This is a genomic window from Croceicoccus naphthovorans (genome assembly GCF_001028705.1).
Taxonomy (GTDB): Bacteria; Pseudomonadota; Alphaproteobacteria; order Sphingomonadales; family Sphingomonadaceae; genus Croceicoccus; species Croceicoccus naphthovorans.
The window spans coordinates 638,692-650,496 of the sequence record NZ_CP011770.1; the positions used below are offsets into that span (position 1 = coordinate 638,692).

Genomic DNA, 11,805 nt, shown 5'->3' on the forward strand with positions numbered 1-11,805 from the left:
GACGATCGCCTTGGGAGGGGTGACCGTGAGAGCCGTACCTGCAACCGTTATCTGTATTGCCGGGGTCGTGATTACCGCTCCGGCCTTGGCGCAGGATGCTGGGCAGACCATCGTCGTCACCGCCCCCGGCGGGGCCTTCGATCTGGACGATGCACTGGCGCTGGAGCGCGCCGACATCGCGGTGGCGGGCGTGCCCGATGTGCTGGGCGCAATGACGCGCAATTTCGCGGGCGTCACGTTGCAGGATGCGCAGAACAACCCGTGGCAGCCGAACCTTGTCGATCGCGGCTATGTCGCCTCGCCCTTGCAGGGGCAGGCGCAGGGTATCGCGGTCTATCTGGATGGCGCGCGGTTCAACCAGCCCTTTGGCGATACCGTCAATTTCGACCTGATTCCCGATGCCGCGATCCGCGCGCTGACCATGCGCGATGCGGGGCCGGTCTATGGCCTGAATGCTTTGGGCGGGGTGCTGGTGATGGAAACGATGACCGGGCGCGACGATCCCGGCGTCGAGGCCGCCGCCGCCATCGGTTCGTACGGAGAGCGCGACCTCAGCGCTTCTGCCGGTAGCGCATTCGGACGGTTCAGCGCATTCGGCGCGGTGCAATATCGCGAGGAGGATGGCTGGCGCGACTACAGCCCTTCGGACCTGCTCAACGGCTATGTCGATGTCGGCTTCGAAGGGGAGCGCGGCGGGGCGCACTTGAAGTTTATCGGTGCGGAAACGAACCTGACCGGCAACGGCGTGGCCCCGGTCGAACTGCTTGCCGCGCGGCGGCAGTCGGTGTTCACATGGCCCGACCGGACGAACAACCGCTATGGCCGCTTCAGCCTGCACCCTTGGCTGGCGCTGTCCGATGGAATGCGGCTGGAGGCGACGCTCTATCGCCAGCGCCGCAAGGCCGATACCGCGAATGGCGACGCTGCGGATATCGAGGAATGCGAGGAAGAAGAATTCGAGGGCTTGCTCTGCCTCGAAAGCGTGGGTGACGATGATGATGAGGCACAGACCGTTCTTACGGACAGAGAGGGCAATGCCATTGCCGATTTGCTGGATGACGGAGAATATGGCGTGTTCAACCGGGGGCGCATCAAGACCCGTTCCGAAGGCATCCTGGCACAGTTGATCGCGGAAACGCCGATGGGCGCGCGGACCAACCGGCTGGCGGCGGGTTTCAGCTACGATTCCAGCGAGAGTGCCTTCAGCACTTCGACCGAACTGGGCGAACTGACCGACACGCGCAGCGTCAATGGGCTGGCCATCTTCATCGACCAGCCGGACGGTGCGATCGCGCCGGTCGGCCTGAAAACTCGCACCCGGTACTGGAGTGCCTTCGTCGGCAACAGCCTGCCATTGGGCGGCGCGCTGACGGCGGAAATCGGGCTTCGCTATAACCATGCCAAGGTGCGGCTGGTCGACCAGATCGGCACGGCACTGAATGGCAAGCACCGTTTCAGCCGTCTCAACCCCGGCATCGAACTGGACTGGGCGCTATCGCCCACAGTGTCGCTGCGTGCGGGCTATTCGGAGACGAACCGCGTGCCGACCCCGGCGGAACTGTCCTGCGCGGACGAGGATGCACCGTGCAGTCTGACCAACTTCTTCATCGCCGATCCACCGCTGGAGCAGGTCGTCGCCAAGACCTTCGAACTGGGCGCGACGGGCGAGATCGCGGCGGGTGCGTGGGATGTAGACTGGCTGCTCTCCGGCTATCGCACCACCAACACCAACGACATCCAGTACATCGCCAGCGCGATACGCGGGCGCGCCTATTTCCAGAATGTGGGCAGCACGCGGCGTCAGGGTGTGGAGGCGACCCTTCAGGCGCGGCGCGGCGGGCTGCGCCTGTCGGCCAGCTATGCATTCATCGACGCGACCTACCGTTCGCCGCTCACGCTAAGCAGCCCTGCCAACCCGGAGGCTGACGACGATGGCGAAATCTACGTAGCGCCCGGCGACCGCCTTCCCGGTCTGCCGCAGCATAGCGGCACGTTCAGCGCCGATTTCCAAGGCCGTGGGTTCACGCTGGGCGGCGACATGGTGGCGCGCGGCAGCCAAGGCCTGATCGGCGATGAGGCAGACCAGAACGCCCCGGTGCCGGGTTATCTCCTTTTCAACTTGCGCGGCAGCCTCGACCTGACGCGCGGCATTTCCCTGTTCGGCGAACTGCGCAATGTGTTCGACCGCGACAATGCGACTTTCGGCACCTTCAGCGAAGTCGACGAGGTGGAACTGGAAGAATCGCCTGACGCATCCGACCCGCGTGCCTACGGCCCCGGTGCGCCCCGTCGGTGGACGCTGGGGGTGCGCGCAAGGTTCTGACGTCTTTGCAGTTCCATTCGGGCTGCGTCGAACCTATCTGCATTCGCAGATGTCGCGGACCGAAGCCGGAACCCCGCCCAACCCGAAGGGCAGCGATCGCTTTCTGGAAGAGAAGGCGACCTATACCGTTCGCGGTTCGCAGCCGGACATAGAGGCGGGCGTCGGCGCGATCCGCGAAGTTCTGCGCACGCTAAAGCCCAAGCCCGGCGTTTACCGGATGCAGGACGCGCGCGGCGACGTGCTTTATGTCGGCAAGGCGCGCGCGCTGAAGAACCGGGTGGCGAACTATACGCAGGTCGAACGCCTGCCGCTGCGCCTGCAACGCATGGTCGCGCAGACGCGGTCGATGACGATCGTGACGACCAATTCCGAGGCGGAGGCGCTGCTGCTAGAGGCGCAGCTGATCAAGCGCTATCGCCCGCCGTACAATGTTCTGTTGCGCGACGACAAAAGCTTCCCTTTCATCTTGCTGCGCGCCGATCACGATTTTCCGCGCATCATGAAACATCGCGGCGCCCGCAAGGCCAAGGGCAATTACTATGGCCCCTTTGCCAGCGCCGGTTCGGTCAACACGACGATCAACGCGTTGCAGAAACTGTTCCTGCTGCGATCCTGCACCGACAGCTTTTTCAGCCGCCGCGACCGGCCCTGCCTGCTCTATCAGATCAAGCGCTGTTCCGCGCCCTGCGTCGATCGCATCGACAAAGCGGGCTATGCCGAACTGGTGGGTGAGGCGAAGGATTTCCTCGCCGGCAAATCCAGCGCGGTGCAATCGAAAATAGAAGCCCAGATGGCCGAGGCGGCCGAGGCGCTGGATTTCGAGCGCGCCGCCATGCTGCGCGACCGTCTGCGCGCGGCGACGTTCATTCAAGGTTCGCAGGGGATCAACGCGGCAGGTGTTGGCGACGCCGATGTTTTCGCGATGGCCACGAAGGGCGGGCACGTAGGCATTCAGGCGTTCTTTATCCGGGGCGGCCAGAACTGGGGCCACCGCGCCTTCTTCCCGCGTCATACCGATGGTTTGGAAGAGGCCGACGTCATGTCCGCCTTCCTCGCCCAGTTCTACGAGGAAGTACCGCCCGCCAAGACCATTCTGATCGACCGTGATCTGCCAGAGCGGGAATTGCTGGAAGAGGCGTTCGCGGAAAGCGCAGGCCGTGCTGTCAGCATCAGCGTTCCGCAACGCGGCGACCGGCGCCGTCTGTTGGAACAGGCGACCCGCAACGCGGTAGAGGCGCTGGAACGGCGGCTGGCCGAGACCAGCACGCAGGCGAAAACCCTGCGCGAAACGGCGGAATTTCTCGACCTGCCAGACCTGCCGCAGCGGATCGAGGTTTACGATAACAGCCATATCCAGGGCACCAACAGCGTCGGCGCGATGGTCGTCGCTGGGCCGGAGGGATTTCTGAAAGGCCAGTACCGCAAGTTCAACATCCGCAAGGCGCAGACCAACGACGATTTCGGCATGATGCGCGAAGTGATGGAACGCCGCTTTGCCCGCGCGCTGAAGGAAGACCCGGATCGCGCCACGCAGGGCAAGGGCGACGGGATGTGGCCCGACCTCGTTCTTGTGGACGGCGGCAAGGGGCAGGTCTCTGCCGTGATGGACACGCTGGAGGAACTGGGCATCGAGGACGTGAACGTCGTCGGTGTCGCCAAGGGTCCGCACCATGGGCGCGAAGGGCGCGAGGTGTTCCACTTCCCCGACGGGCGCGAAAAGACGCTGCCGACCAATTCGCCGGTCCTGTTTTATCTGCAACGCCTGCGCGACGAGGTGCACCGCTTTGCCATCGGCGCGCACCGCGCAAAGCGCAGCCGGGCGATTACCGCCAGCCCGCTGGACGAAATCCCCGGTATCGGCCCTGCCAGGAAGCGCGCGTTGCTGCTGCATTTCGGCACGGCCGGCAAAGTGCGGGCGGCAGCTTTGGAAGACCTGCAACGCGTGCCCGGCGTATCCGATGCGGTCGCGCGGCAGATTTATGACTTCTATCACCCGTCTGGATGACTACCTTGCCGGTACGGCAATGGTAACGCGGCGGCGCTCTGCCCTAGTGAGCGTGACGATTTTTGAGGGAGCATACCGATATGAGCAGCCTGGTCGGCCCGGACGAAGACAATCCGCTGGGCAAACCGCCCGTGCCCGAGGACGTGCAGGACGCAATCCGCACGCTGATCCGCTGGGCGGGCGACGATCCAGAGCGGGAAGGTCTGCTCGATACGCCCAAGCGCGTGGCGCGTGCGTGGAAGGAATATTGCCAAGGCTACACCGAAGATCCGGCGATCCACCTGTCCCGCATTTTCGAGGAAGTGGGCGGCTATGACGAGGTCGTCTTGCTGAAAGATATCCCGTTCCAGTCGCACTGCGAACACCACATGGCCCCGATCATCGGCAAGGCGGCCATCGCCTATCTGCCGCGCGATCACGTTGTCGGCATTTCAAAGCTGGCGCGTGTGCTGCACGGTTTTGCGCGGCGGCTGCAGATTCAGGAACGGCTGACGGCGGAAGTGGCTCAGTGCATCTGGGACCACCTGAAGCCGCACGGCGTTGCCGTGGTGATCGAGGCGAGCCACGCCTGTATGACCGCGCGCGGCGTTCGCACGCCCGGGGTGGCCATGACGACCAGTCGGATGATGGGCACGTTCCTTGAGGATGATCGCACCCGTAAGGAAGTGCTGAGTCTGATGTGTTATTGACCCTCAGCGCGATACCCGTGTGCGCCAAGACTTTCGCGCACACGGGCGAGGGCAGCGGCCTTCGGGTCCGGCTCTTCCAGCAGGGCGAAGCTGCCCGAAACGACGAAACTGCAATGTCCGTGCACGACCGCGACCAGCGAGCGTGACAGGCGGACCACGTCGGCCTGTGTGTCGGCGGGAAGGGCGGTGCGGACTTCTTCCTCGACGATGCGAGTCAGCCCTGCGCGGCGGTCGCGATCGTCCTCGGGAAGTTCGATGCCTTCGGGCAGGCGGTGGGCATAGATTGCCGACCACAGTTCCGGGTGCTGTTCAGCAAAGGCGAAATAACCGGCGACCAGCGCGGCGATGCGGTCGTCTCTCGCTTGCGACAGTTGCTCGTCCAATAATTCCGCCCAGCGTTCGAAGCTGCGCGAATTGATCGCCGCGATCAGGCCGTCGACCGACCCGAAGAGGTTGGCGATGGTGCCGACCGAATAGCCCGCCCGTTTGGCCACTTCGCGCCCGGAAAAGCGGGCGAGGCCCACCTCGCCCAGATGCGCGTGGCCATGTTCGACGAAAAGTGCGCGCAATTCCCCGCGCGTATGATCCGATCGGCGTCCCATCCGGTCGCTTTATGCAAACAAATAAACACTGTCCAATAAAATATTGAACACCGTTCATTTATCGCGTACCGAGTCGCGGTCCAACTTGGGGAAGAGCGGCAATGGAATGGATCGTCATCATCGGCATGGGCGTCGCGCTGTATCAGCTATGGCGGCGGCTGGAGCAGTTGGAGCGGACCGTTGCCTGGCACGAACAGCGGTTGGCTGCGCCGGTTGCCGACCCTGCGCCATTTGCGCCTGAACCTGCCGTTCCCGAACCCGTGCCGGACCCGGCGCCAAGGCCCGCACGATCCGTCGCATCAGTTGTGCCGCAGGTCCGCAAGATTGCGCGCGCCGTCGTCAGCGACGGGTCTGTCGCACAGCCGCGCGCGACCAGCGTCCCCCGTTCGTTTTCGTTCAACTTCGAAGACCTGTTCGGGCGTCAGCTGCCGATCTGGGCGGGCGGCATCACGCTGGCCATCGCGGGCTTTTTCCTGGTCATGTACGCCATCGACCTTGGGCTGTTGTCGCCCCTGGTCCGCGTGTTGCTTGGTTTTGCGTTTGGTGCCTTGTTGCTCAACGGTGCGTTTTTCGCAGAGCGGATGAAGGCGCGCATTGCCGACGACCGCGTGCCGCAGGCCTTGGCCGGGGCGGGGCTGGCGACGCTTTATGCCTGCTTCTACCTTGCCGGAACGCAGTACGGCTTGATCGGCAGCGGCATTGCCTTTGCCGGATTGGCGGCGGTGACCGCCGGTGCGATCTGGCTTTCGTTCAGGTTCGGGCTGCCCTCTGCAATCCTCGGCCTTGTCGGCGGATTTGCCGCGCCGATGATGGTCAGTACCGATCAGGCGAACTTGCCGGTGCTCTCGATATACCTTGCGCTGGTGTCGGGCGGCTTGGTGTTGACCGGCAATCGCCAGCAGCGCCCGTGGCTGGGCATGGCGGCGCTGGCGGGCGGCATCCTGTGGGGCTTTGCAATGCTCTATGCGCAGGATTTCGGCGCGGCGGATCGGCTGTTTGTAGGTCTTTATGTAATCGGCATCGGCGCGGCCCTGCCCGCGATGCTGGGCGATGTGCCGCATCGCCGCTGGCTGCGGGCCGGGGCGGGCGCGTTCGCGGCGTTGCAGATGGCAGAGATCGTCGACGAAGGCGGGTTCGAGATGCTGACGTGGGGGCTCTACGCGGTGCTCGCCGGGGCGCTCAGCTTTCTTGCGTGGCGAGAGAGCGAGTTGCGCGATGCCCGGGCGCTGGCGGCGGCGGTGCTGCTATGGTTGTTGATCGATTGGTACAATCCAGATGCGGCGGTGTTCGCGGGCGTGGCCTTCGTCTTCGCCACGATTTTCGCCGCCGTTCCGCTGGCGCATATCTGGCGCGGGGATGCGCGTCATGCCGATATTGTACAACTCGCCGGATTCGCGCCGCTGCTGACGCTGACGACGATGTGGCACTTTGGCGCGATGTTCAACGACCTGAAGCTTTTGGTGGGAGCGGCGGCGCTGGTGTTGGCTGCTCTCCCGGCAGTCGCGGCGTGGCGATTGGGCGAGGAAAGCCTCGACTGGCGCGGTCACTTGCTGGAGTTTTCGGCGGCGTTGACGACGTTCTTCGCCTTTGCGCAGGTCCTGCACGATGACTGGGGTGCGATCGCGATGGCCATCTCTGCGATCGGGTTTGCCGTTGTGCTACCCCGCCGTGTGGCGACCGCCCGCACGTTCGCGGCGATGGCGACCCTGTTCGCGATCTATCCTCTCGCCGAGTGGTGGGAGGCGGGCCTGAATGCCATGGCGACCGAACCGTTCTACAAGAGCGACCTTGTCAGCTGGCAGGATACGCTGCGCTATCTGGTGCCGGGTGTCGCGGCGGGGTTGGTGCTGGCGTGGCGACAGGCCGGGATCGGGTCGAAATATGTCACGCGGGGCATCGCGGTGGCGGCAGGTATCGGCGCGCTGGTCGCGGTGCACAGCCTCTACAAGCTGGTGTTCGGCATAATCGGTCCCGTCGGGTTCGAGGCGCTGGGCTTGGCCGAGCGGACCGTGTGGGAAGCATTGTTGCTGGGCGCGGCGATGGCGGCGGTGTGGGCGGGCGACCGGCTTCCGCACGGGCGCAGGATCGCGATGGATCTGGCGGGAACGTCGCTGGCACATTTCGCGGTATTCACGCTGCTGATGCACAACCCGCTTTGGAGCGCGCAGGCAGTCGGGCCGGTGGTGGTCGCGAACCTTGGGCTGGCGGCCTATGCCGTGCCGGTTGGTGCGCTGGCGCTGTTGTCGCGGTTGGTGCCTGCCAAGTGGCGGGACGTGTTCGAGGTCGGGATCATGGCGCTGTTGCCGATTCTGGCAATCACGCTGCTGCGGCAGGCGTTCAGCGGGACGATCCTGATCGATACGCCGCTGGGACAGGCGGAGGACCTGCTGCGCTCACTAGCCGGAATCTTGTTGGCCGTTGGCTACCTGTTGTGGGGTGCGCGCACGGGCGACCGCACTTGGCGGATCGGGTCGCTGGTGCTGATGCTGCTGGCAGTCGGCAAGGTCTTCGTGCTCGATGCCTCGGTGCTCGAAGGCCTCGCCCGGATCGCCAGTTTCCTCGCGCTGGGCTTCAGCCTGATCGGGATCGGCTGGTTTTACTCTCGGATCCTGTCGCGCCCTCAGCCCGCTCAGGCAGCGGGCTGAGGCGCGGCAAGGTCGACCAGCGCGTCGATCACGCTTGCGTCCTCGATAGTCTGGGGCACGACGATCTCCTGACCGTTCAGGATCGCGCGCAGCAGGTTGCGCAGGACTTTGCCAGAGCGCGTCTTGGGCAGGGCATCGGCGAAGAACACGTCGCGGGGGGAGGCGATGGCGCCGATATCCTCGCGAATGGTGCGCACGATGTCCTTCTTTACCGAGTCCAGATCGCCGACCCCGGCGCGGGTGACGACGAAGGCCACGGCCATCTCGCCCTTCAACTCGTCCGCCGCGCCGACCACGGCACATTCGACGACCGCCGGGTGATTGGCGACGACTTCCTCCATCTGGCCGGTCGACAGGCGATGTCCCGCGACGTTGATGATGTCATCGGTGCGGCCCATGATGTGGATGAAGCCATCGGCGTCAATCATGCCCGCATCGCCACTGGTGTAGTGCCCTGCGAAGTCGACGAAGCCTTGCTGAAACCGTTCGGGATTGTTCCACAACGCGCGGAAGTTGCCCGGCGGCAGCGGCTGTTCGATCAGCAGCGTGCCGACGGTTCCGGCATCCGCGTCGTGCCCCGCTTCATCTTTCACCTTGAAACGGTATCCCGGCACGGCGCGGCCCGCGCTGCCCGGCTTGATTTGCGTTTCGCCCATACCGAAGCAGGTGGCGATGGCGGGCCAGCCCAGTTCGGTCTGCCACCAGTGATCGATAACGGGCTTCTTGAGCTGGTCCGCGATCCACAGCAGCGTGTCGGGATCGGCGCGTTCGCCCGCAAGGAACAGGGCTGTCAGGCTGTCGAGGCTGGCCTTGGCGATGAACTCGCCATCGGGATCGGCGCGGCGGATGGCGCGGATCGCGGTGGGGGCGGTGAACAGCACCTTCACATTGTGCTTGTCGATCAGGGTCCAGAAGATGCCCGCATCGGGGGTGCCGATCGGCTTGCCCTCGAACAGGACTGATGTCGCCCCGGCGAGCAGCGGGCCGTAAACGATGTAGCTGTGGCCCACGACCCAGCCGATGTCCGACGCTGCCCAATAAACGTCGCCCGCTTCGACGCCGTAGATCGCCTTCATCGACCATGACAGCGCGGTGGCGTGTCCGCCGTTGTCGCGCACCACGCCCTTGGGCGTGCCGGTCGTGCCGGAGGTATAGAGGATGTAGAGCGGATCGGTGCTGGCCACAGGCACCGGATCGACGGCAGTGGCGGCATCGTAGGCAGCGTTCCAGTCCAGATCGCGGTTCGGCACCAGTTCGCAGCGCAGTTCTTCGCGTTGCAGGATGAAGCACGCATCGGGCTTGTGCGAAGACAGCTCGATCGCCTTGTCGAGCAGCGGCTTGTAGGCAATCGTCCGATTGGGCTCCAACCCGCAGGAGGCGGAGAGCACGGCGACCGGCTTCGAATCCTCGATCCGCTTGGCCAATTCGGGTGCCGCGAATCCGCCGAACACGACCGAGTGGATCGCGCCGATCCGCGCGCAGGCCAGCATGCCGAACACGGCTTCGGGCACCATCGGCATATAGATGACGACGCGGTCGCCCTTTTTCACGCCGGATGCGGCCAGCATCCCCGCGGTGCGCGATACGCGTTCCAGCAGTTCGGAATAGGTGTAGGTCGCAGACTTGCCGGTAATCGGGCTTTCGTAGATCAGCGCCGCCTGATCCCCACGCCCCGCCGCGACGTGGCGGTCGACAGCGTTGATGCAGGTATTGATCTTTCCATCGGGGAACCAGCCGTCGGTGGCGGCATCATGGGCGACCGTCGGGGCCTTCAGCCATTCGAGGTCTTGCGCCGCATCCAGCCAGAACCCTTTAGGATCGTCCTGCGCGGTCTGGAAAGCCTTTTCGTAACCCACTTCGCACCCTCCTATGGTCGTCTCCCTCAAGACGAAATCACGACCGAAGGGGCATCCGGGTTACGGATGCCCCCCCTCTCGCCAAGCAACAGATCACCATGCTAGCGGATCTTCCCGCTTGGCTGTGACCCCATCGGCCTAGAAGCTGTATTTCGCCGAAACCTGCACCTTCTGCAGATTGCCGTCGAGCCCGGCTTCGGTCTCCCGCTCGGCGTACATGTACTCGATCCCCAGATCGAGCTTCGGCACCGGCGAGTAGATGAAGTTCGCCAGCGCGTTCCACACCGTGTCGGTCGCGCCGCCGCCGGTCAGGTCGACCGGGTTGTCCGCCTTGAAATAGCTGCCAGCGATCGTCGAGCGCGCCTTGTCGTTCCACACGTGGCGGAACGCGGCAAAGCCCGAATAGCTGGCGATGGTTTCAAGACTGCCGTCGGCATCCAATGCCGCACCGTTGACGATGTTGAGCCCGATATAGCGACCCAGACCGTCGCCCGCGTTGACCATGAAGCGCAGGTCGTCCTTCTCGCCCACCCCGATCTTGGCAGAGGCGGAGACGCCATAGCCGATCGCGCTGTCCGACCCATTGCCGCCGGTGTCGTTGTCGGTAACCTTCAGTTGGCGACCGATGGCGGCGATGGAAAAGGCGTTCTTGCCTGCCGTCTTGTCGAAACGGACCACGACATCGGGCATTGCATCGTCACCCGGCGTGATGCGACCGCCGCCAAAGGGCGTAATCGTTGCCTCCGGGTTTTCAACCGCGAAGGACAGTCCGCCCTTCGACGTATAGCGGATCAGCGGCTGGCGGATGAAGACCGTGCCCGGCGTGGTGCCGATAAAGTCCAGCGTATCGGGCAGGGCACCGACGTTGAAGAAAGTCGACCAGGTCTGACCCACCGTCCAACCGTCGTAGGTCAGAAATGCTTGGCGGATGCGCGGGGTATAGGAATTGGTCGTGCGTTCGCCGTCACCCGGGGTGGCCATGAAATCAAGCTCGATCATGGAATTCAGCGGCTTGCCCATGATGGGGGTGCTGGTCGAAATGTTGAAGCGCGTCTGGCGTGCGCTGAAATCGGTGTCCCAGCCACTCGATTCTCCGCCACCCACCGGGATCGTGCCGGGGATCAGGAAGTCGCGAACGATGTTGTCGTTGGCATACTGTCCTGCATTGGTGCGTGCGCTGATCGCATCCAGTTTGACGTAACCGCCTATCTTGATCTGCGTATCGCCGACGTGGAAGCCGGAGCGATCCGAAGTCTCGACCGCAGCGACACGGGTTTCGAGAGCATCCTGCTTGGCGGCGACGGCGCGGGTTTCGGCGACGGCCGCGCGCATTTCGGAAACGGCGGCGGCATCTGCCCCGGTCGGCTGCTGCGCATCCATCCGCGCTTCCAGCGCCATGATCATTGCCTCAAGCTTGTCGAGCCTGTCCTCTACCGAATCCTGCGCAAGGGCGCTTGTCGGCACTAGAGCGCTGGCGGCCAGCAAAGCGGCGGTTATACGTGAACACTCCATGGAAACTCCCCTCTCCATCTGTCGTGGTTGTGGGGCAAAAAATCGCAGTTTCAGGGGCGTTCCACTATCGGCAATACGTCTATTAGACTAAGGTCGAGAAGCAAACCGGCCCGCGAAACGCTAGGGAAATGCGCAACATTTCGCATTTGCAGCAAGGCGGGCGAACAACACCA

7 protein-coding genes are annotated in these 11,805 nt (G+C 64.2%); 4 read left to right on the plus strand and 3 right to left on the minus strand.

The window, feature by feature from the left end:
* Positions 1-25 precede the first annotated feature (25 nt).
* The 3 genes from AB433_RS03215 (at position 26) to folE (ending at position 5,017) form a co-directional block, all read left to right on the plus strand.
* A complete protein-coding gene (locus tag AB433_RS03215; RefSeq protein ID WP_053059256.1) occupies positions 26-2,323 on the plus strand; it encodes a TonB-dependent receptor in 2,298 nt (765 codons plus the stop codon).
* 49 nt (positions 2,324-2,372) lie between these two features.
* The gene (gene uvrC / locus AB433_RS03220) at positions 2,373-4,328 is read left to right on the plus strand and encodes an excinuclease ABC subunit UvrC (protein ID WP_047823215.1); all 1,956 of its coding nucleotides are present in this window, start codon (positions 2,373-2,375) and stop codon (positions 4,326-4,328) included.
* Between the two features lie 80 nt (positions 4,329-4,408).
* Positions 4,409-5,017 (plus strand): GTP cyclohydrolase I FolE, encoded by a 609-nt coding sequence (gene folE, locus AB433_RS03225; protein WP_047819893.1) that lies wholly within the window; start codon positions 4,409-4,411, stop codon positions 5,015-5,017.
* Here the strand turns inward: folE and AB433_RS03230 are convergent.
* Positions 5,011-5,619: a TetR/AcrR family transcriptional regulator gene (locus tag AB433_RS03230; RefSeq protein ID WP_047819894.1), complete on the minus strand. Its 609-nt coding sequence runs from the start codon at positions 5,617-5,619 to the stop codon at positions 5,011-5,013. The two genes, folE and AB433_RS03230, sit on opposite strands and share 7 nt — an antisense overlap.
* A gap of 101 nt (positions 5,620-5,720) precedes the next feature.
* Here AB433_RS03230 and AB433_RS03235 point away from each other — a divergent pair, with 101 nt between their 5' ends.
* On the plus strand, positions 5,721-8,264 hold the full coding sequence (locus AB433_RS03235) for a DUF2339 domain-containing protein (RefSeq protein WP_047819895.1): 2,544 nt from the start codon (positions 5,721-5,723) through the stop codon (positions 8,262-8,264).
* Here the strand turns inward: AB433_RS03235 and AB433_RS03240 are convergent.
* Positions 8,249-10,120 carry an AMP-binding protein gene (locus AB433_RS03240; protein WP_179944954.1) on the minus strand — a complete coding sequence of 624 codons (1,872 nt, stop codon included), beginning with the start codon at positions 10,118-10,120 and terminating at the stop codon, positions 8,249-8,251. The two genes, AB433_RS03235 and AB433_RS03240, sit on opposite strands and share 16 nt — an antisense overlap.
* 138 nt (positions 10,121-10,258) lie before the next feature.
* On the minus strand, positions 10,259-11,632 hold the full coding sequence (locus tag AB433_RS03245) for a DcaP family trimeric outer membrane transporter (RefSeq protein WP_047819897.1): 1,374 nt from the start codon (positions 11,630-11,632) through the stop codon (positions 10,259-10,261).
* Between the last annotated feature and the right edge of the window lie 173 nt (positions 11,633-11,805).

Bases quoted from the DNA above. Each gene is read 5' to 3' on its own strand.
- uvrC (WP_047823215.1), top strand. From the start codon at position 2,373: ATGTCGCGGACCGAAGCCGGAACCCCGCCCAACCCGAAGGGCAGCGAT.
- folE (WP_047819893.1), top strand. From the start codon at position 4,409: ATGAGCAGCCTGGTCGGCCCGGACGAAGACAATCCGCTGGGCAAACCG.
- AB433_RS03230 (WP_047819894.1), bottom strand. From the start codon at position 5,619: ATGGGACGCCGATCGGATCATACGCGCGGGGAATTGCGCGCACTTTTC.
- AB433_RS03235 (WP_047819895.1), top strand. From the start codon at position 5,721: ATGGAATGGATCGTCATCATCGGCATGGGCGTCGCGCTGTATCAGCTA.
- AB433_RS03245 (WP_047819897.1), bottom strand. From the start codon at position 11,632: ATGGAGTGTTCACGTATAACCGCCGCTTTGCTGGCCGCCAGCGCTCTA.